Raw genomic sequence first — 20,392 nt, 5'->3', positions numbered from 1 at the left:
CAACCGCATGATCCGATCATGATTGGCAGGATCATGCAAGAATGCGGATGCATCGATCTACCGCCGCCGGATTGCCACATGATCCCATGAAGGCTCCGTAGCGATGGAGTCGGCGATGCCGAAAACATGGTTTGTCACGGGCGCCGGCCGCGGGCTCGGCGTCCAGATCGCGAAGGCCGCCCTGCGGGCCGGCGACCGCGTCGTGGCCTCGGGCCGCAGCCGGGCCGGCGTCAGCGACAGTCTGGGGCCGGACAGCGACCGGCTGCTGGCGGTCGAACTCGACGTCACCAGCCTGGACCAGGCGCAGGACGCCGTCGATGCGGCCGTGTCGCGGTTCGGCGGCATCGACGTGCTGGTGAACAATGCCGGATACGGCCATCTCGGCTTCTTCGAAGAGATGACCATGCAGGACGTCCGGGCCCAGTTCGCCACCAACCTGTTCGGGGTGTTCAACGTCAGCTGGGCGGCGCTGCCGGCGATGCGGTCCGCGCGCCGGGGGCGGATCTTCAACATCTCGTCGGTGGGTGGCTTCGCGGGTGGCGAGCTGGCGTCGCTGTACTGCGCCAGCAAGTTCGCCCTCGAGGGCTTCTCGGAGTCCCTGGCGAAGGAAATCGCCCCGTTCGGGCTGTTCTTGACCATCGTCGAGCCGGGCGCGTTCCGCACCGACTTCCTCTCCGGCGACTCGCTCCGCTTCGGCGACAGGACCGTGGCCGATTACGACGACCGGCGGGCCCGGCTCCACACGTCCTTCGAACAGCGCGACGGGCAGCAGCCGGGCGATCCCGAGAAGCTGGCCGACGCGCTGGTGCTGCTGTCGGGCGAGGCCGAGCCGCCGCTGCGCTTCGCCGCCGGGTCGATCGCCGTCGCCGCGGCCGAGGCCAAGCTGGCCAGCCTGCGCACCGAACTCGACCGCTGGCGGCCGCTGTCCGTCGGCACCGACTACACGACCTAGCGGCCGATCCATCCCCGCGCATCCGCGCCGGCCCGTTCTCGCGGCCGCCGGCCCCCCCTCAGCGACCGAAGAGACCCGTCATGTCACTCAATTCCTATGTCAGCCTCGGCCGCTCCGGCCTGCGCGTCAGCCCGTTCTGCCTGGGCACCATGACCTTCGGCGAGGAATGGGGCTGGGGGTCGAGCCCGGCCGAGGCCGAGGCGATCCTGACGGAATACCTCGAACGCGGCGGCAACTTCATCGACACCGCCAACATCTACACCCTTGGCCATTCCGAGAAGATCATCGGCGACTTCTTTGCCCAGCGGAAAGGCCGGCGCGACCGCGCCGTCATCGCCACCAAGTTCTTCGGCAACCTCCATCTCGGCGACCCCAATGGCGGCGGGGCCGGGCGCAAGGCGATCATGGAGCAGTGCGACCAGTCGCTGCGCCGGCTGCAGACCGACTACATCGACCTCTACTGGCTGCACAACTGGGATCGCACGGCGCCGATCGAGGAGACGCTGCGGGCGATGGACGACCTGGTGGCGGCCGGCAAGGTCCGCTATCTCGGCATCTCCGACGTGCCGGCCTGGAAGGTGGCCCAGGCCCAGGCCATCGCCCAGTTCCGCGGCTGGGCGCCGCTGATCGCGCTGCAGATCGAATACTCCCTGCTGCAGCGCACGGTCGAAGGCGAGCTGACGCCGATGGCGCAGGAGCTGGGCCTGGGCGTGATGCCGTGGAGCCCCTTGAAGGGCGGCTGGCTGTCGGGCAAGTACAGCCGCGAGAACGCCGGCACCGTGACCTCCGACCGGGCGGCCCTGGTCGGCATGCCGGCCGAGCGCGACCATCTCATCATCGACGCGGTCAAGGCCGTGGCCGCGGAGCAGGAGGCCAGCCCGGCGGCGGTGGCGCTGGCCTGGGTGCAGGGACGGCCGGGCGTGGCCTCGACTCTGATCGGGGCGCGGCGGATCGACCAGCTGCAGGCCAACATCGCGGCCCTCGACATCACGCTGACCGACGCCCAGGTCGCGGCGCTGGACGAGGCCTCGAAGCCCAGCCTGGCGTTCCCGGCCGACATCAACCGGCTGCTGGCGCCGAATCTGGCCTTTGCCGGGGCGAAGGTCGACGGCCTGCAGACCACGGCCTATCCGCTGCTGACCCGGACCGCGACCCGTTACTGACGAGGCCTGCGCCCGGGCTTGCCGGGCGGCCCAATACCGGAATTCCCTGGATCTCGATGGGATCGGCTGCGCCGTGGTGATCTTCTTCGGCCGGTCGATCCGGCTGCCGGAGAAGTAGGCCGGAGCTGCCGGCAGCCGCCGTTCCACCGAGCGCACATCTCGGCGAACGGCCTCTACGGCAGGCGTCTGTGATCCGCGCCGATCCTCGATCGGGCGCTGAAACCACGCCTCTTCCCATGCGGAAACCGACGCCTTCGCCGGCGCCTTTCGCGCCGTGCATGGCGGATCGGATTTCCGCCACACTCTGATCCCCTTGCGTTCCTGCCCCGTTCGGCGGTATCAGGGCGCCGCATGCCGCAATGCGACCATCGGTCCGAATTCCGACCGCAGGCCGCCGCGGCGCCCCGATGCGGCGGAGCGAAGCGGCATCCGGGGGCAACGGATTTTGTGTGGTCGTTCAAAGTCGTGGAAAATCAGCGGGTTATAGAATTCGATCCGCGCATCGTTTCGATTGTTTCCGACCTAGCGTCTCCCTATACTCCGCGCCGCCCAGGCCCGGAGAAGGCCGGCACGTCAGACAGTGAGTGGTTGTTTGCGATGACAGCGATGCTTCTGCCTCCGGATTATCATCCGTCGGATGACGAAGACTTCATGAATCCGATGATGCTGGAGTACTTCCGGCGAAAGCTTCTGAAGTGGCGGGCCGAGCTCCTCGCCGAATCCAACGCGACCCTGAGCAGCCTGCAGGATGGCGGCATCCAGGAGCCGGATCTGACCGATCGGGCCTCCGCCGAGACCGACCGCTCGCTCGAGCTCAGGACCCGCGACCGCGAGCGCAAGCTCCTGTCCAAGATCGATTCGGCGATGCGCCGGATCGAGGACGGCAGCTACGGCTTCTGCGAGGAGACGGGCGAGCCGATCGGCGTCAAGCGGCTGGAGGCGCGCCCGACGGCGACCTTGAGCCTCGAGGCGCAGGAGCGCCACGAGCGGCTGGAGCGTACCCACCGCGACGATTGATCCGCACACGGCGCCGAAAGGCGCCGTTCTCGTCTTCGCCGTCTCCGGAGGGCCGTTTCCGGTCTTCGCGGTCGAAACGCGCGTTCGCACCTCCGCCTCGGCCCCGGCTCGTGCTAAGGTGCCGGCGGGGCATTCAGATCGAGGGTTTTCGATGTATCGTGGCGCAGCGCTTATCGCCGCTCTTCTCGCTGTCTCGGCCTGCGGGATCGATCCGGTGAGTCCGAAGGAGACCCGCGTCGACTATGCGGGTTTCATCAACAGTGCGGATCAGGCCGCCATCTACGCCAATTCGCAATGCGCCAAGATCAACCGCCTGGCCGTGTTCAAGGCCGAGGACGTGATCGATGGCCGGAAGGGCGCGACCTTCCAGTGCCTGGCGGTACCGAAATGCTATCCGGCCGAAGCGTCGGCGCCCGGCCAGCCGGTCGGCCTGACGCCCGGGGCCGCGATGCCCGTCTCCGCGCCGGGCGCCGCGACTCCGGCGGCGCGGAACGCGCCCTATGTGGTCCCGGCCACCGCTGCTTCGCGGTTCCCCGGCGGGGTCGTGGCAATGGCGCCGGTCTCCGGCCACCGCGACCGCCGTGCCACGCGCCGGGCCAGCGGGCCTGCCGACAACGCGGCGGACGACAACACCTACATTCCCTACGCCGCCGTCCCGGTGGCCGCGGGCGCGCCGCCGCAGCGGGTGCCGGCCTTCGCGACGATCGGCGTCCCCACCGGCCCCAACCCGGTCTCGGTCCCGGAGGAATCCGCCGGCCCGCGACCGGTCGGCTCCTTCGCCTCCACCGCGGCCGGCACCTGGCAGCAGGCGGTGACCTGCAAGCCGAACGACACCCTGCCGCTCGCCACCGACCGGCTGCTCGACCTGTACTGAGGCCCGTTCCGGCCCAGGGCGCCATCCGGCGTCCCGGGCCGCATTTTTTCCAGCCTCAGCCCTCCGGCATCGACCGGATCGGCAGGTGGATGTCGGTAACGAGCTCCGCGGCCGGAGTCGTGCGCGGGTCGTTCAGGTACTCCTCGAAGATCGGCGCTTCCGCCGGCTCGGCGCCGCTGGTCGGCAGCCAGGTCCGGTACAGCCAGGCGTAGGACCGCTCCAGCTCGGCATAGGGGCCGGTGTGCCGCAGCACGGCATAGGGGCCGCCGGCGACGGTCAGGATGGCGACGCCGTCCTCCGCCGCGATGCCCTCGGGCACCTCCAGGCAGGCATCGGCGCGCAGGTCGGCGGCGGCGACCGCCCCCGGGTCGTCGTGGTAGAGGCCCAGGCTGCGGGTGGCCTGCCCCAGCAGCTGGCGGGCGCGGGCCCAGGCCACCAGGGTGTCGAAGCTGCGGCCGATCTCCAGATAGGGGCCGGTGTGCCGCACGGCGGCGACTCGGATCGGCGCCAGGGTGCGGCAGGTCACGTCGGGCATGATGGTATCTCCTTCGGTTGGGGCGAAGGGGAACGACCGGCGCGTGTCGCGATAGGCGCCCGGCGGCAGGCCATAGGCGCCGGCGAAGGCGCGGCTGAAGGCGGCGGTGCTGCCGTAGCCGGCGCGGCGGGCGACCGTCGCCATCGCCGTCTCGGCTTCCAGCAGGGTGCCCGCCGCGCGGTGCAGCCGCAGCCGCCGCACCGTATCGGCCACCGTCTCGCCCAGCAGGTACCGGTAGGCCCGGTGGAAATGGTAAGGCGAGAAGCAGGCGACCGCCGCCAGCCGGTCGAGATCGATCGGGTCGTCGAGATGGTCGGCGATGTGGTCGATCACCCGCTGGATGCGGGCAAGGTGGCGGTCGAGCGTGGCGTCCTTCGGCATCGATTCGTTCTCCCGGTCCCAGTGCTAGCCCGGTACGCCTTGATCCTGCTTGCGAAGTTCCGGTTGCGGAAGGGGGCTGTACAAGGCGTATTGCTCGGCGTGAACAAAACGTGTACAAGGACTGCATTGACGTGGCCGCGGCGCCATGCAACTGGAAAGGGACAGGTGATGTCGATCCCGACTCTCCGTGTTGTGGAAAGAGCCCCGATGGACAAGACCAAGGCGCTTGAAGCCGCCCTGACCCAGATCGAACGCGCCTTCGGCAAGGGGTCGGTGATGAAGCTCGGGGCACGGCCCCAGGTCGAGGCCGAGGTGATCTCGAGCGGCTCGCTGGGCCTCGACATCGCGCTCGGCATCGGCGGGCTGCCGAAGGGCCGGATCATCGAGATCTACGGCCCGGAAAGCTCGGGCAAGACCACCCTGGCGCTGCACGTCGTGGCCGAGGCGCAGAAGGCCGGCGGCACCTGCGCCTATGTCGACGCGGAACATGCGCTGGACCCCGGCTATGCCCGCAAGCTGGGCGTCAACATCGACGAGCTGCTGATCTCGCAGCCCGATGCCGGCGAACAGGCGCTGGAGATCACCGACACGCTGGTCCGCTCCGGCGCGATCGACGTGATCGTGATCGACTCGGTCGCCGCGCTGGTGCCGCGGGCCGAGCTCGAGGGCGAGATGGGCGACAGCCAGCCCGGCCTGCAGGCGCGGCTGATGAGCCAGGCGATGCGCAAGCTCACCGGCTCGATCTCGCGCTCCAACACCCTGGTCGTCTTCATCAACCAGATCCGGCTGAAGATCGGCGTGATGTTCGGCAACCCGGAGACGACGACCGGCGGCAACGCGCTGAAGTTCTACTCCTCGGTCCGGCTCGACATCCGCCGCATCGGCGCGATCAAGGACCGCGAGACCGTCACCGGCAACCAGACCCGGGTCAAGGTGGTGAAGAACAAGATGGCGCCGCCGTTCCGCGTCGTCGAATTCGACATCATGTACGGCGAAGGCATCTCGAAGACCGGCGAACTGCTCGACCTCGGCGTCCAGGCCGGGGTGGTCGAGAAGTCGGGCGCCTGGTTCTCCCATGACGGCCAGCGCATCGGCCAGGGCCGCGAGAACGCCAAGGTCTTCCTGCGCGACAATCCCGAGGTGGCGAAGACGGTCGAGGCCAAGATCCGCGGCAATGCCGGGCTGGTCTCCGACAAGATGATGGCGACGGGCGGCCCCGACGAGGGCGACGCTGCCGAGGAGTGATCCGCGCCGGGTTGCTCCCGACGGATTTGCGACAGAGAAGGCCCGGGTTTCCGGGCCTTTTCCGTTGCCGCGCGGATCGTGCTATGTCCCAGCCCATGATTGCTCTGCCTGCGACCGACCCGACCCCGATCGTCACCCGCTTCGCCCCCAGCCCGACCGGCCTGCTGCATGTCGGCAATGTCCGCACCGCCCTGGTCTGCTGGCTCGCCGCCCGCGCCTCGGGCGGCCGCTTCCTGCTGCGGCTCGACGACACCGACACCGAACGGGGCAGCGCCGAATTCGCCGCGGCGATCGAGCAGGACCTGCTCTGGCTCGGCCTCGGCTGGGACGGCTTCTCGCGCCAGTCCGACCGCACCGGCCGCTATCAGGCGGCGCTCGACCGGCTCAAGCAGTCCGGCCGGCTCTACCCCTGCTACGAGACGGCGGAGGAGCTGGAGCTCAAGCGCAAGAGCCTGCTGGCCCGCGGCCTGCCGCCGCTCTACGACCGCGCCGCTTTGGCCCTGACCGACGCCGACCGCGCCCGGCTGGAGGCCGAGGGCCACCGGCCGCATTGGCGCTTCCGGATGGCGGATGGGCCGGTCGAATGGCAGGACAAGGTCCGCGGCCGGGTCCATTTCGAGGGCCGCGACATCTCCGACCCCGTGCTGGTGCGCGAGGATGGACGGGCGCTCTACCACATCGGCTCGGTGGTCGACGACGCCGAGATGGGCATTACCCTGGTGGTGCGCGGCGAGGACCATGTCGCCAACACCGCGATGCACATCCAGTTGGCCGAGGCGCTGGGCGCCGTTCCGCCCAGCTATGCCCACACCTCGCTGATCGCCGACGCCGAGGGCCACGGCCTGTCCAAGCGCCTCGGCAGCCTGTCGCTGCGCAGCCTGCGCGGCGAGGGCATCGAGCCGATGGCGGTGGCCAGCCTGCTGGCCAAGCTCGGCACCTCCGACCCGATCGAGCCGCGGCTGTCGCTCGACCAGCTGGCGGCGGAATTCGACTTCGCCAAATTCTCCCGCACCACCCCGCGCTTCGACCCGGCCGAGCTGCAGCGCCTCAACAGCCGCATCCTGCACGAGACGCCCTATGCGGCGGTGCGCGACCGGCTCGCCGCCCTCGGTCTCGGCGCGGTGGACGAGGCGGCCTGGGCGGTTCTGCGCCCGAACCTGCAGCGCCTGGACGATGCCGCCGGCTGGTGGCGGGTGGTGACCGGGCCGGTCGGGCCGGTCGTCGCCGACGCCGCGCTGCTCGAGGCCGCGGCCGCGGTGCTGCCGCCGGAGCCCTGGGGCGACGCCACCTGGGGCGAATGGACCGCGGCGGTGCGCGACCGCACCGGGATCAAGGGCAAGCCGCTGTTCCTGACCTTGCGCCTGGCGCTGACCGGGCTCGACCACGGCCCCGAACTGCGCGGCCTGCTGCCGCTGATCGGGCGGGAGCGGGTGGCGGCGCGGCTGGCCGGCCGCGCGGCATGACGTCCCGGCATACCAAATCTTAACCCGGCCCCCCTTGGCGGCACCCCGCCGGCCGGGTTAAGAAGCGATCATGACCGACGAGACTTCGCCTGCCCAAGAGACCCCGGCGCTGCCGGTGGCCGCGGTCTTCCTCGATGTCGCCTCGCTCGCCGCTGACGAGCCGGAGGGCCTTGCCCGCATCCTCGGCGCGCTCGACACCGTCTGCCGCCCGGCCCGGCGCATCGCCTATGCCGATTGGGCGGCCTTGCCGGATCTGCGCAGCGTCGCCCACCGCCACGGCTTCGACCAGGTCCAGACCACCGAGACCGAGCCGGGCCGCGACGCCGCCGCGCTGCGCCTGGTGGTCGACGCCCTGGAGGTCGTGCTGATCGACGGCGATGTCGGCACCGTCGTGCTGGTGACCGGCAGCGCCGCGCTGCTGCCGCTGGTGCGCAGCCTGCGCCGCCACGGCCGGCAGGTGATCGGCATCGGTCCGGCCCGCCGCACCGACCCGCTGTTCCAGGCGGAATGCGACCGCTTCGTCGATTGCGCGCTCCTCGGCCGCCCGATTCCCGCCGCAATACCGGCCCGGCTCTCGGCCACGCTCCCGATGGCTCCCCGCCCGGCCGCGGCCACCCGCCGGCCCGAACCAGCCCCGGCTCTGCGCCCGGAGCCTGCACCGACTCCGCGCTTGGCCGAGCCGGCGCCGCGGCTGCGCGTCGGCCCGCCCGCCGTCGCGAAGCCCGGCCGCCTCGGCCCGGCTATGGCGACTGAGGCGCCGCGCCAGCCCGCCCAGGCCCGCGCCCACCGCCCGTCGCTGACCGCCCAGTTCGACGAGCCGGAGGCCGGCCCCGCCGGGCCGCCGCTGATGGCCGGCGCGCCGGTGGTGCCGCAGCGCAAGGGCTGGTTCGGCAAGCGTCRCTGACCGGGCTGCCTTGCGGCCGGAACCTTGGACGCCACGGGCCTGATCTGGTAATCGTCGCGGTCCCGACCGACCGGCCGGACCGCAAGCCAGACCAGTAGGATTCCGACCCGTGGCGCTCACCCTGCACAACACGCTCAGCCGGACGAAGGAAGCCTTCGTCCCGATCGACCCGAGCCATGTGCGCATGTATGTCTGCGGCCCCACGGTCTATGACTACGCCCATATCGGCAACGCCCGGCCGATCGTGGTGTTCGACGTGCTGTACCGGCTGCTGCGGTCGCAGTATCCGCGGGTGACGTACGTCCGCAACATCACCGACATCGACGACAAGATCATCGAGCGGGCGAAGGCCAACGGCGAGACCATCGGCGCGCTGACCCAGCGCACCGGCGAGGTCTTCGCCGAGGACATGGCCGCCCTGGGCGCCCGGGTGCCGGACATCCAGCCGCGCGCCACCGAGCATATCCCTCAGATGGTCGACATGATCGGCACCCTGGTTGCCAAGGGCAATGCCTACGCCGCCGAGGGCCACGTGCTGTTCAACGTGCCGTCGATGCCGGATTACGGCCAGCTGTCGCGCCGCAACCGCGACGAGCAGATCGACGGCGCCCGGGTGGATGTCGCGCCCTACAAGCGGGATCCGGCCGATTTCGTGCTGTGGAAGCCATCGGCCGACGACCAGCCGGGGTGGGACAGCCCCTGGGGCCGCGGCCGGCCGGGCTGGCATATCGAGTGCTCGGCCATGGCGGCCGCCCATCTCGGCGACATCTTCGACATCCATGCCGGCGGCATCGACCTGGTGTTCCCGCACCACGAGAACGAGATCGCGCAGAGCCGCTGCGCCCACGGCACCCCAGCCATGGCGCGCTACTGGCTGCACAACGGCTTCCTGATGGCCGAAGGCGAGAAGATGTCGAAATCGCTCGGCAACTTCTACACGCCGCGCGAGCTGCTGGAAGAGTTCCCCGGCGAGGCGCTGCGCTACACCCTGCTATCCGGCCATTACCGCCAGCCCTTCGACTTCACCAAGGAGGGCGTGCGGCAGGCGCGGGCGGCGCTGGACCGGCTGTACGGCGCCCTGCGCGGCGCCGGGGCGGTGGCGGCGATCGAGCCGAAGGATGCGCCGCACCTGGTGCGCAGCGCGCTGGAGGACGACCTCAACACCTCGCAGGCCCTGGCCGCGCTGCACGATCTGGCGGGGGCGCTGAACAAGACCACCGATCCGGTGCTGCAGGCCCGGCTGAAGGGCGAGATCCTGGCCGGCGGCGCGCTGCTGGGCCTGCTGGAGCAGGACCCGGAGGACTGGTTCCGCTGGCAGCCCAAGGCCGGGGCGGGCCTGACCGATGCCGAGATCGAGACGCTGATCGCCGACCGGCGGGCGGCGCGGGCGGCCAAGAACTTCGCCGAGGCCGACCGCATCCGCGACCAGCTGGTCGCGGCCGGCGTCGCGCTCGAAGACAAGCCGGACCGCACCTTGTGGCGCCGGGAATGGTGAGGCGATGAGCGAGCGGCTCTACCTGTTCGACACCACGCTGCGCGACGGGGCGCAGACCCAGGGCGTGGACTTCTCGGTCGCCGACAAGATCGCCATCGCCCGGCGGCTGGACGCGCTGGGCATCGACTATGTCGAGGGCGGCTGGCCGGGCGCGAACCCGACCGACGACGCGCTGTTCGCGGCGCCGCCGAAGATGAACCACGCCCTGTTCACCGCCTTCGGCATGACCCGGCGGCCGGGGCGCAGCGCCGCCAACGACCCTGGCCTGTCGGCGCTCTTGAACAGCGGCGTGCCGGCGATCTCGATCGTCGGCAAGACCTGGGATTTCCATGTCGACATCGCACTGGGCATCCCGCGCGAGGAGAACATCGAGCTGATCCGCGACAGCGTCGCCGAGGTGGTCGGGCGCGGCCGCGAGCTCGGCTTCGACTGCGAGCATTTCTTCGACGGCTACAAGGCCAACCCGGACTACGCCCTGGCCTGCGCCAAGGCGGCGTTCGAGGCCGGCGCGCGCTGGGTGGTGCTGTGCGACACCAATGGCGGCACCCTGCCGCATGAGGTGAGCGAGATCGTCACCGCCGTGGCCCGCCACATCCCGGGCGACCGGCTGGGCATCCACACCCATGACGACACCGGCAACGCCGTGGCCAACACCCTGGCGGCGGTGCGGGCGGGGGTGCGCCAGGTCCAGGGCACGCTGAACGGCCTGGGCGAGCGCTGCGGCAACGCCAACCTGATCACCCTGATCCCGACCCTGGCCCTGAAGATGGGCTTCGAGACCGGGGTGACCGAGGCCGGGCTGGCCTCGCTGACCGAGCTCAGCCACTGGTTCGACGAGCGGCTGGACCGCGCGCCGCAGACCAGCGCGCCCTATGTCGGCGGCCGCGCCTTCGCCCATAAGGGTGGGCTGCACGCCTCGGCCATCGCCAAGGATCCGCGCTCCTACGAGCACATGGCGCCGGAGCGGGTGGGCAACCGCCGGCACCTCGTGGTCTCCGACCAGGCCGGGCGGTCGAACATCCTGGCGCGCTTCGCCGAGATCGGCGTCGCCATCGACCCCAAGGACCGCAATGTCGAGCGGCTGGTCGACCTGGTGAAGCAGCGCGAGTTCGAGGGCTATTCCTACGACACCGCCGCCGCCAGCTTCGAGCTGCTGGCCCGGCGCATGCTGGGCCAGGTGCCGTCCTTCTTCACCATGGAGCGCTTCACCGTGGTCGATGAGCGGCGCTTCAACGCCCGCGGCGAGATCGTCCAGGAATCCGAGGCCACGGTGCTGGTCCGGGTCGGCGACAGGACCCTGCACGAGGTCTCCTTCGGCAACGGCCCGGTCAACGCGCTCGACAACGCCATGCGCAAGGCGCTGGAGCCGGCCTATCCCGCGCTGAAGCCGCTGCGCCTGGTCGACTTCAAGGTCCGCATCCTCCGCTCCAACGACGGCACCGGGGCCATGCCGCGGGTGATGATCGAGACCGAGGATTCGGACGGCAGCCGCTGGTCGACCATCGGGGTCTCGACCAACATCATCGACGCGTCCTTCGAGGCGCTGGGCGACAGCTTCACCACCAAGCTGCTGCGCTCCGGCGCCGCCCCGATCTGATGGCCGGCACCGACCAGACCCAGACGCCGCGCACCGGCGGCCCGGCGATCATCCTGATCGAGCCGCAGATGGGCGAGAACATCGGCACCGCGGCGCGGGCGATGCTGAATTGCGGCCTGACCGACCTGCGCCTGGTGCGGCCGCGCGACGGTTGGCCGAACCCCAGGGCGGTGCCGACCGCCTCCGGCGCCGACGCCGTGCTGGACCAGGTCCGGGTGTTCGAGCGGACCGAGGATGCGATCGCCGGCCTCACCGCCGTCTACGCCACCACGGCGCGGCTGCGCGACCAGCTGAAGCCGGTGGTGACGCCGCGCCGGGCGGCGGAGGAGATGCGGGCGCATCACGCCGTGGGCGCGAATTGCGGCATTCTGTTCGGGCCGGAGCGGGCCGGCATGACCAATGACGACGTCGCCCTGGCCGACGCTGTGGTCAACGTGCCGCTGAACCCGGCCTTCTCCTCGCTGAACCTGGCCCAGGCCGTGTTGCTGGTGTCCTACGAATGGTTCACCGCCGGCGACGCGACGCCGGAACGGCAGCTGTCCTATGAGGACGACACCCCGCCGGCGACCAAGGACCAACTGGTCAACATGTTCGAGCATCTCGAACAGGCGCTCGACGCCCGCGGCTTCTTCCGGGTGCCGGAAAAGCGGCCGAGCATGCAGCGCAACATCCGCGCCTTCCTGCAGCGGGCCCAGCTGTCGACCCAAGAGGTGCGGACGCTGCACGGCATCATCGTCGCCTTGTCCGGCCTGCGGAAGGAATCGGGCGGGGAGTAGGGCGCGCCCCGTCTGACGTTGCACAGGCGCGGCCTTCTGCGTATCCTGATGGCAAGGGGTTATTCGCGATTGCCCCGTGAGGCGACAGCCTGAATATCGCGTCCATGCTCCCGACACGGGACGGACGCTCATGCCATCGAACACTGAAATCACCGTTTCTCAGCTTTCCCGCCTCATCGGCATGCCGAAGGCGCCGATGATCGTCGACGTGCGCACGGACGAGGACTACGACGCCGACACGCGGCTTCTGCCCACCGCCATCCGCCGCGATTTCAAGGCTGTCCCGGCGTGGGCCTCCGGGTTCGCCCATCGGCACGTCGTGGTCGTCTGCCAGCGCGGCCAGAAGCTCAGCCAGGGGGTCGCGGCCTGGCTGCGCCACGAGGGCGCCGAGGCGGAGTCGCTGGAAGGCGGTTTCGAGGCCTGGCGCGATGCCGGCGGGCTTCTGGTCTCCGTCGACAAGCTGCCGCCGCGCGATGCCTCGGGCCGGACGGTCTGGGTGACGCGCGCCCGGCCGAAGGTCGATCGCATCGCCTGCCCCTGGCTGATCCGCCGCTTCGTCGATCCGGACGCCGTCTTCCTGTTCGTGGCGCCCGCCGAGGTGCCCCTGGTGGCGGACCGGTTCGGCGCGACGCCCTTCGACATCGACGGCGTGTTCTGGAGCCATCGCGGCGAGACCTGCACCTTCGACACGATGGTCGGGGAGTTCGGGCTGCGGGCCGAGGCCCTGGATCGTCTGGCCGCGATCGTGCGGGCTGCCGACACCGCCCGGCTCGACCTCGTGCCCCAGGCCGCCGGCTTCCTGGCGGCCGCCCTCGGCCTGTCGCGGATGTTCCGCGACGATCTGGAGCAGCTGGACGCCAGCATGGTGCTCTACGATGCCTTGTATCGCTGGTGCAGGGACGCGACCGAGGAAACCCACAACTGGCCCTCCACCACCAAGCCGGCGTGAGGGCGGATCATGTCCACGATTTCGACAGCGGCCTCCGGATCCTCGGAGGCCGCCCGGCCCAGTTTCGGCGAGGCGCTGAAGGTCTGGGCCAGGATCGGTCTTCTCAGCTTCGGGGGGCCGGCCGGCCAGATCGCGCTGATGCACCGGATGCTGGTGGATGAGCGGCGCTGGATCGGCGAGCAGCGGTTCCTGCATGCGCTGAACTATTGCATGCTGCTGCCGGGACCGGAGGCGCAGCAGCTGGCGATCTACATCGGCTGGCTGCTGCACCGGACGGTGGGCGGGCTGGTGGCCGGCATCCTGTTCGTGCTGCCGGGCGCGTTCGTGATGCTCGGCCTCAGCATCCTCTATGCCTGCTTCCGGCAGGTGCCTGTGGTCGACGCCATCTTCTTCGGTGTGAAGGCCGCGGTCCTGGCCGTGGTCATAGAGGCTGTGATCCGCATCGGCCGCCGGGCGCTCAAAAATCGCGCGATGATCGCCATCGCAGCGGCGGCCTTCGTCGGCATCTATGCGCTAAGGATACCCTTTCCGATCATCGTGCTCGCGGCCGGCATCATCGGCTGGATCGGCAGCAGGCATGCGCCGGCATCCTTCACCGGCGCCGGTCACAAGGCCGGTGCAGCGGGGCCAGCCTTTGTCGGTGTGGTCGACGCGATGTTCGAGCGCGGCGAACTGACCCATGCCGAGCCGTCCTGGTCCCGCGCCGTTCGGGTGCTGGCGATCTGGCTGCCCCTCTGGTTGGGGCCGGTCGTGCTGCTGTGGGCGTTCACAGGCTCAGCCAGCGTGTGGACCCAGATCGGCGGCTTCTTCAGCACGATGGCCGTGATCACTTTCGGCGGCGCCTATGCCGTGCTGGCCTATGTCGCCCAGGCGGCCGTCGACACGTTCGGCTGGCTCGGGCCGGGGGAGATGGCCGACGGTCTCGGCCTGGCCGAGACGACGCCGGGGCCCCTCATCATGGTGCTCCAGTTCGTCGGCTTTCTCGCGGCGTTCCGAGACCCCGGCGGGTTGAACCCGATCGTCGCCGGCGGCCTCGGCGCCCTTCTCACCACATGGGTCACCTTCGCCCCATGCTTCATGTGGATCTTCCTCGGTGCGCCCTATGTCGAGACGCTGCGCGGCAACCGCGCCGTCTCTGCGGCGTTGTCGGCCATCACCGCTGCCGTGGTCGGGGTCATCCTCAACCTGGCCCTGTGGTTCGCGCTGCATGTGATGTTCCGCGCGGTGGTGACGGTCGAGGTACTCGGCGTCGGCCCCGACCTGCCCGTCCTCTCGTCTCTGGACTGGCGGGCCGCCTGTCTGGCCGGGGCCTCGATGGTTGCCATGCTGCACTTCAGGGTCGGCATGATCCCGACGCTGATCGGCAGCGCAGCCGCCGGGGCCGCGCTCTTGTGGCTGACGGCGTGAGGAGGAATTCAGGCCAGCAGCGAGGCCAGGGCGGTGAGGCCGATCCCGGTCAGGAACGGCCAGCCGAGATGGCGGCCGCGGCTGGAGATGGCGGTGAACGCCCCGATGGCGGTGAAGGCTGCGCCGGTCGCGGCCGCCGCCCACCAGCGCACCGCCACCGGGTCCAGCACCAGCGCCAGCAGGATCACGGCGATGACCGCCCAGGCGATGCTGGTGATGTGCCAGGCGAAGCGCAGCACGAACCGGGCCAGGCGGTTGGCCAGGATGCCGTCGCGGCGGGTCAGCAGCGGGCCGATCAGCCGCCTTTCGCCCGCCACCGAATGCACGGCGGCGGTGACGATCAGCAGCAGCGCTGCGAGAAGAAGCAGGCCGTCCGCCATGCGGCGACTCCCTGTCCGATGTGATGCCGCCCGGCGGCCGTGCCGGGCCTAGAACCGGTCGAGCAGACTGGGGACCCGGGCCGTCTGCGGCCATGCTTCGGCCAGCGGTGCCTCGGGATGCAGCCGCTCGACCGCCAGATCGACGCGGGCGCGGATCAGGCGGTAGCCGAACTGCCGCAGCACGTCGGCCAGCGCCGCGCGCAGCTGGACGTCGCCCAGGGTCAATCGCTCCGGCGGGGCCGCGGCGGCGACCGGCCCATAGGCCGGATGCCGGACGGGCTCGCTCCACCAGCCGGCGATGCCGACCCGGCGCAGCGCCGCCAGGAAGCGGTAGACCGTGGCCAGGCTGATCCGCGGATCCAGCCGCCGCGCCCGGCCCAGGATCTCCTGGGCGTCGAGCGCGCGCTCGGCCTCGGCCAGCACCCCCAGCAGGATGCGGCGCGGCCGGGTCGGCCGCAGCCCGGCATCGCGCAGCCGGGCCTCGGCCGGGGCCGACAGGGTCGTCAGGGAAAGGGCAGGGGCGGGGCTCATGCCGCCGCCCTCAGCCGCGCCGGATCTCGGCCGCGGCGCGGGCCAGGATCTCGACGATCTGGGTCTCGGCCTCGGCATCGCCGTCGATCTTGTGGCCGGCGACCTCGCGCAAATTGTCCAGCGCCGCATGGACCAGCGCCGGCAGCCGGCTGGACCGCTCGCGGTCGCCGCCGAACGCCCGGTTCACCCGGGCCATCTTCTCGCCGATGGCGAACAGGCGGCCCAGGATGGCATCGACGATCGACCGGTTCTCCTCGATATAGGCCCGGCCTTCGGGGGTGATGGTGTACAGCTTCTTGGTGCCCTCGGTCTCGACCGTGACGTAGCCGGCCTCCTCGAGATAGGTCAGCGTCGGGTACACCACGCCGGGGCTCGGGCTGTACCAGCCGGCGGTCTTCTCCTCGATCAGCTTGATGATCTCGTAGCCGTGGCGCGGCTGCTCCGCGATCAGAGTCAGCGCCACCAGGCGCAGGTCGCCATGCGCCAGCATCCGCCCGGCGCGCATCATGTCGCCGCCGCCGAAGCCGCGGCCGCCGCCTTCGCCGCCGCCGTGATGGCCGAACATCCGGCGGCCACGGCCCCCGGCCCACATCCCGTCGCCGCATTCGCCGCGCTGGCCACGATGGCCTCTCATTCCGAACATCGAAACTCTCCTTTAGACTTCGATATATCGGAAGATAGGTCTCTTCGAGATGGGTTTCAAGATATATCTAAAGATGTGTCTTCGGACCCTGCCTGCAAGAACCGCAGGGGCCGGGCAGCCTTGGCGTCCAGCGTCCATTGACCGCGCCGCGACGGGGGCGATACACATCGCCCCGACGGTTCCCGCACGGGATCAAAAGGGAACACGGTGACGCGCATCCGCGCGGAGTCCGTGGCTGCCCCCGCAACTGTCAGCGGATCGCCGAACGTCCTCGTGACGCCTCTCCGACGAGGCGCCATGCCACTGCTGGGTCCGAAGCCGGATCCGGTGGGAAGGCAGACGCGAAGCCAAGATCTGCGAGCCAGGAGACCTGCCGTCGCAGCGCAATCCGTTTCCCGGGCGGGGTGGCCCGGGCAGGAGGCATCATGACGGCCGTTCCCCACCGTACCTTCCGTTCGCTCATCCCGGCCGCGGCCGTCGCCGCCGGCCTGGTCCTGTTCGGCCTGGCGCCCGCCGCCTCGGCCGGGCCGACGCACTACCCGTTGACCATCAGCAACTGCGGCGTCGACGTCACCTTCGCCAAGGCGCCGCAGCGGGCGGTGTCGATCGGGCAGAGCAGCACCGAGATCCTGCTGTCGCTCGGCCTCGCCGACCGCATCGTCGGCACCGCCGTGTGGTTCGGCCCGGTGCTCAAGGGCTACGAGGCGGCCAACGACAAGATCAAGCGCCTGGCCGACAACGACCCCAGCTTCGAATCCGTGGTGGGGCAGGAGCCCGACCTGGTGACCGCCCAGTATGAATGGCATGTCGGGCCCAACGGGTCGGTGGGCAAGCGCGAGCAGTTCGCCGAACTGGGCATCCCCACCTACGTCGCGCCGGCCGACTGCGTCGGGAAGGACAATTCCGGCGGCGGGGACGGCGTGCGCAAGCGGCTGTTCAGCATGGATCTGGTCTATCGGGAGATCCACGACCTGGCCGCGATCTTCGACGTCGGCGACCGCGGCGACGCGCTGGTCGCCCGGCTGAAGCAGCGCGAGGCCGCCGCCATCGCCGAGGTTGCCGGCATCAAGGGCAGCAACGTGCCGGTGGTGTTCTGGTTCTCCAGCAAGGAGGTCCAGGGCGATGCCTTCATGGCCGGCAAGAACGGCGTGCCCGCCTACATCATGCAGACGCTCGGCGCCCGCAACATCGTCACCACGGAAGAGGAATGGCCGTCGGTGAGCTGGGAGCAGGTCGCCGCCTCCAACCCCGCCATCATCGTGATCGCGGAGATGAGCCGCCGCCGCTACGCCGCCGACGACCCGGCGGTGAAGCTGAACTTCCTGGCGACCGATCCGGTGGTCAGCAAGCTGCCGGCGGTGCGCGATAGGCACTTCGTCATGATGAACGTCCAGGCGATGGAGGCGTCGATCCGCGCGGTCGACGGCATCGAGGCGCTGGCGAACGGCATCAAGGCCTTCGGGCTGGCGAAGTGATCCGGGCGTGATCCGGGGGCCGATCCTCGGCGGTGGCTGGGGCCTGCGGGCCCTGGCCACGGTCCTCGCCGTGGCCGTGCTGGTCGCGGCCATCGGCGTCGCCGTGTCGATCGGCGAGATGGCGATTCCGCTGGCCATCACCTTCCAGGCGCTGGGCAACCGGCTGCTGGGCATGGGCTTCGCGCTCAGCCCGATCCAGGAAGGCGTAATCTGGGACTACCGGCTCAGCCGCGCCGTGGTGGCGGCCTGCAGCGGCGCGGCGCTGGCGCTGTCGGGCGCCATCCTGCAGGCGCTGCTGCGCAACCCGCTGGCGGAACCCTATGTCCTCGGCATCTCCGCCGGGGCGTCGACCGGCGCCGTCGCGGTGATGATCGCGGGATTCGGCGGCGGTGCCATCTCGCTCTCCGGCGGCGCCTTCATCGGCGCGGTGCTGGCCTTCGCCCTGGTGTCGCTGCTGGCGGCCGGGGCCGGGGGCGGCACCGACCGCATCATCCTGGCGGGGGTCGCCGGGTCGCAGCTGTTCAACGCCCTGACCTCCTATATCGTCACCACCTCGGCCAACGCCGAACAGGCGCGCGGCGTGATGTTCTGGCTGCTCGGCAGCCTCGGCGGCGTGCGCTGGCCGGACGCCCATGTCGCGGCGCCGGTCGCCCTGGCCGGCTTCGCCATCTGCATCCTGCACGCCCGGGCGCTCGACGCCTTCACCTTCGGGGCCGATGCCGCGGCGTCGCTCGGCATCGCCGTGACCCGGGTGCGGCTGGTGCTATTCGGGGCCACCGCGGCGATGACCGCGACCATGGTCAGCATCGTCGGGTCGATCGGCTTCGTCGGGCTGGTCATCCCGCATGCGGCGCGCTTCCTGGTCGGGCCCGGCCATATCAGGCTGCTGCCGGCCTCGGCGATGATCGGCGCCATCTTCATGGTGCTGGCCGACATCGTCTCGCGCATCATCATCCCGCAGCAGATCCTGCCGATCGGCGTGGTCACCGCCCTGTTCGGCGCCCCGGCCTTCGCCATCATCCTCTACCGGGCGAGGCGGACGGCATGACCATCGCCACCCATGACGTGCGCTGGGCCGCCGGCGGCCGGATGATCGTCGATGGCGTCACCCTCGCGGCGGAGCCCGGCCGGATGCTGGGGCTGCTGGGGCCGAACGGCGCCGGCAAGTCGACCCTGCTGCGCCTGATCTGCCGCCTGCGCCGGGTGGCCAGCGGCGTGGTCACGCTGGGCGGGGCCGACATCGCCGACCTGCCGCGCGCCGCCATCGCCCGCCGCGTCGCCCTGGTTGAGCAGCAGGCGGCGACCGACGCCCAGGTCACCGTGCTCGACGTCGTCCGCCTCGGCCGCACCCCGCATCGCGGCCCGCTGTCGCCCTGGACCGCACAGGACGACGCGGCGGTGGAGGATTCGCTGCTGCGCATGGGCATGGCCGGCAAGCGCGGCCAGCTGTGGCACACCCTGTCGGGCGGTGAACGCCAGCGGGCGCAGATCGCCCGGGCCCTGGCGCAGACCCCGACCGAGCTCTTGCTGGACGAGCCGACCAACCATCTCGACGTGCAGCACCAGCTCGAGATCCTGGCGCTGGTCGGGCGGCTGCCGGCGACCAGCATCGTGGCGCTGCACGACCTCAACCTGGCGGCGATGTTCTGCGACGCGGTGGCGCTGCTGCGGGACGGGCGGGTGGTCTGCGCCGGCGCGCCGGAGGAGATCCTGACCGAGGCGACGATCCGCGACGTGTTCGGCGTGCGCGCCCATGTCGAGGTTTCGCCGCATCACGGCCGGCCCCATATTCACTACCTCCCGGGCTAGCGGTGGCCCGGCACGCGCCTCCAGGCTTGACAATCGGTCCGGAATGGGCTTTTTCACCGCTTCCATTCCTGGGAACGTGGGTCCGGTGCGTGAGCCGGCGCCCCGCCTTGCCGTCGGCAGGGCCTACCGGGACAATATCGAGAGAAGGAATGCGCGCGTGAGCAAGCGCCAGAATTCGAAGCACAAGATCGACCGCCGCCTTGGCGTCAACCTCTGGGGCCGTCCGAAGAGCCCCCTGAACAACCGCGAATACGGCCCGGGCCAGCATGGCCAGCGGCGCAAGAAGCCGACCGATTTCGGCACGCAGCTGATGTCCAAGCAGAAGCTGAAGGGCTACTACGGCAACATCGGCGAGAAGCAGTTCCGCCGCCTGTTCGACGAGGCCGTGCGCCGCAAGGGCGACACCGGCGAGAACCTGATCGGCCTGCTCGAGCGCCGCCTCGACACCGTGGTCTACCGCCTGAAGTTCGTGCCCACCGTGTTCGCGGCGCGCCAGATCGTCAACCACGGCCACATCCTGGTCAACGGCAAGCGCGTCAACATTCCGTCCTACCAGGTCAAGGAAGGCGACGTCATCGAGGTCAAGGAGAAGTCGCGCGAGCTGCCGGTCGTGCTCGGCGCCGTGTCCTCATCCGAGCGTGACGTGCCCGACTACCTCGAGGTCGATCACGGCTCCATGAAGGGCAAGCTGATCCGCAGCCCGGCCCTGGCCGACGTGCCGTATCCGGTCCAGATGGAACCGAACCTGGTGGTCGAGTTCTACAGCCGCTGATTTCAGCCGGCTGACCGACGGGAA

At 70.4% G+C, this 20,392-nt stretch carries 20 protein-coding genes and 1 riboswitch; of the genes, 16 read left to right on the top strand and 4 right to left on the bottom strand.

What is annotated here, in order from left to right:
• The first annotated feature begins 115 nt into the window (after window positions 1-115).
• The 4 genes from AB4112_RS21610 (at window position 116) to AB4112_RS21595 (ending at window position 4,006) form a co-directional block, all read left to right on the top strand.
• Window positions 116-952, top strand: a complete 837-nt coding sequence (locus tag AB4112_RS21610) for an SDR family NAD(P)-dependent oxidoreductase (protein ID WP_441722957.1) — start codon at window positions 116-118, stop codon at window positions 950-952.
• Between the two features lie 80 nt (window positions 953-1,032).
• Complete coding sequence (locus tag AB4112_RS21605) at window positions 1,033-2,115, top strand: aldo/keto reductase (protein ID WP_441722955.1); 1,083 nt, start codon at window positions 1,033-1,035, stop codon at window positions 2,113-2,115.
• A gap of 597 nt (window positions 2,116-2,712) precedes the next feature.
• Complete coding sequence (dksA, locus tag AB4112_RS21600) at window positions 2,713-3,132, top strand: RNA polymerase-binding protein DksA (RefSeq protein WP_309801322.1); 420 nt, start codon at window positions 2,713-2,715, stop codon at window positions 3,130-3,132.
• Window positions 3,133-3,346: 214 nt separating this feature from the next.
• The gene (locus AB4112_RS21595) at window positions 3,347-4,006 is read left to right on the top strand and encodes a hypothetical protein (RefSeq protein ID WP_309801182.1); all 660 of its coding nucleotides are present in this window, start codon (window positions 3,347-3,349) and stop codon (window positions 4,004-4,006) included.
• A 55-nt stretch (window positions 4,007-4,061) separates the two neighbouring features.
• Here the strand turns inward: AB4112_RS21595 and AB4112_RS21590 are convergent, their stop codons facing one another.
• The gene (locus tag AB4112_RS21590; protein ID WP_441722953.1) at window positions 4,062-4,922 is read right to left on the bottom strand and encodes an AraC family transcriptional regulator; all 861 of its coding nucleotides are present in this window, start codon (window positions 4,920-4,922) and stop codon (window positions 4,062-4,064) included.
• Between the two features lie 168 nt (window positions 4,923-5,090).
• Here AB4112_RS21590 and recA point away from each other — a divergent pair, with 168 nt between their 5' ends.
• From recA to chrA, 8 genes are all read left to right on the top strand, one after another.
• Window positions 5,091-6,167, top strand: coding sequence for a recombinase RecA (recA, locus tag AB4112_RS21585; RefSeq protein WP_441722951.1), 1,077 nt, complete (start codon window positions 5,091-5,093; stop codon window positions 6,165-6,167).
• 95 nt (window positions 6,168-6,262) lie between these two features.
• Entirely contained in the window at window positions 6,263-7,630 is a 1,368-nt protein-coding gene (gene gltX / locus AB4112_RS21580; protein ID WP_441722949.1) for a glutamate--tRNA ligase, read from the top strand.
• Between the two features lie 70 nt (window positions 7,631-7,700).
• Window positions 7,701-8,534 (top strand): NYN domain-containing protein, encoded by an 834-nt coding sequence (locus AB4112_RS21575; protein ID WP_441722947.1) that lies wholly within the window; start codon window positions 7,701-7,703, stop codon window positions 8,532-8,534.
• A 109-nt stretch (window positions 8,535-8,643) separates the two neighbouring features.
• A complete protein-coding gene (gene cysS, locus AB4112_RS21570) occupies window positions 8,644-10,029 on the top strand; it encodes a cysteine--tRNA ligase (RefSeq protein ID WP_309801192.1) in 1,386 nt (461 codons plus the stop codon).
• Between the two features lie 4 nt (window positions 10,030-10,033).
• Window positions 10,034-11,626: a citramalate synthase gene (cimA, locus tag AB4112_RS21565; protein WP_441722945.1), complete on the top strand. Its 1,593-nt coding sequence runs from the start codon at window positions 10,034-10,036 to the stop codon at window positions 11,624-11,626.
• Window positions 11,626-12,402, top strand: a complete 777-nt coding sequence (locus tag AB4112_RS21560; RefSeq protein ID WP_441722943.1) for an RNA methyltransferase — start codon at window positions 11,626-11,628, stop codon at window positions 12,400-12,402. The genes cimA and AB4112_RS21560 overlap by 1 nt, the downstream gene beginning before the upstream one ends.
• 76 nt (window positions 12,403-12,478) lie before the next feature.
• Window positions 12,479-13,351, top strand: coding sequence for a chromate resistance protein ChrB domain-containing protein (locus AB4112_RS21555; RefSeq protein WP_441722941.1), 873 nt, complete (start codon window positions 12,479-12,481; stop codon window positions 13,349-13,351).
• Window positions 13,352-13,360: 9 nt separating this feature from the next.
• Window positions 13,361-14,758 carry a chromate efflux transporter gene (chrA, locus tag AB4112_RS21550; RefSeq protein WP_441722939.1) on the top strand — a complete coding sequence of 466 codons (1,398 nt, stop codon included), beginning with the start codon at window positions 13,361-13,363 and terminating at the stop codon, window positions 14,756-14,758.
• Window positions 14,759-14,766: 8 nt separating this feature from the next.
• On the opposite strand, the gene AB4112_RS21545 is transcribed toward chrA, so the two are convergent.
• From AB4112_RS21545 to AB4112_RS21535, 3 genes are read right to left on the bottom strand one after another with little or no spacing between them, the layout of a single operon-like run.
• Window positions 14,767-15,138 carry a hypothetical protein gene (locus tag AB4112_RS21545; RefSeq protein ID WP_441722937.1) on the bottom strand — a complete coding sequence of 124 codons (372 nt, stop codon included), beginning with the start codon at window positions 15,136-15,138 and terminating at the stop codon, window positions 14,767-14,769.
• 48 nt (window positions 15,139-15,186) lie between these two features.
• On the bottom strand, window positions 15,187-15,669 hold the full coding sequence (locus tag AB4112_RS21540; protein ID WP_441722935.1) for a Fur family transcriptional regulator: 483 nt from the start codon (window positions 15,667-15,669) through the stop codon (window positions 15,187-15,189).
• Window positions 15,670-15,679: 10 nt separating this feature from the next.
• Window positions 15,680-16,312, bottom strand: coding sequence for a PadR family transcriptional regulator (locus AB4112_RS21535; protein ID WP_441722933.1), 633 nt, complete (start codon window positions 16,310-16,312; stop codon window positions 15,680-15,682).
• A gap of 159 nt (window positions 16,313-16,471) precedes the next feature.
• Window positions 16,472-16,704: riboswitch (cobalamin riboswitch) on the top strand.
• A gap of 33 nt (window positions 16,705-16,737) precedes the next feature.
• On the opposite strand from AB4112_RS21535, the gene AB4112_RS21530 reads away from it, so the two are divergent.
• The 4 genes from AB4112_RS21530 (at window position 16,738) to rpsD (ending at window position 20,368) form a co-directional block, all read left to right on the top strand.
• Entirely contained in the window at window positions 16,738-17,787 is a 1,050-nt protein-coding gene (locus AB4112_RS21530; RefSeq protein WP_441722931.1) for an ABC transporter substrate-binding protein, read from the top strand.
• Window positions 17,788-17,794: 7 nt separating this feature from the next.
• Window positions 17,795-18,835: a FecCD family ABC transporter permease gene (locus AB4112_RS21525; RefSeq protein ID WP_441722929.1), complete on the top strand. Its 1,041-nt coding sequence runs from the start codon at window positions 17,795-17,797 to the stop codon at window positions 18,833-18,835.
• Window positions 18,832-19,596 carry an ABC transporter ATP-binding protein gene (locus AB4112_RS21520; protein ID WP_441722927.1) on the top strand — a complete coding sequence of 255 codons (765 nt, stop codon included), beginning with the start codon at window positions 18,832-18,834 and terminating at the stop codon, window positions 19,594-19,596. The genes AB4112_RS21525 and AB4112_RS21520 overlap by 4 nt, the downstream gene beginning before the upstream one ends.
• Before the next feature lie 157 nt (window positions 19,597-19,753).
• On the top strand, window positions 19,754-20,368 hold the full coding sequence (gene rpsD / locus AB4112_RS21515; protein WP_309801210.1) for a 30S ribosomal protein S4: 615 nt from the start codon (window positions 19,754-19,756) through the stop codon (window positions 20,366-20,368).
• Window positions 20,369-20,392 lie beyond the last annotated feature (24 nt).

The organism is Inquilinus sp. 2KB_23, from assembly GCF_052115705.1.
Classification (GTDB): Bacteria; Pseudomonadota; Alphaproteobacteria; order DSM-16000; family Inquilinaceae; genus Inquilinus; species Inquilinus ginsengisoli_A.
The sequence above is the reverse complement of the archived record's forward strand: the minus strand, read 5'-3'. Positions and strand labels throughout refer to the sequence as shown.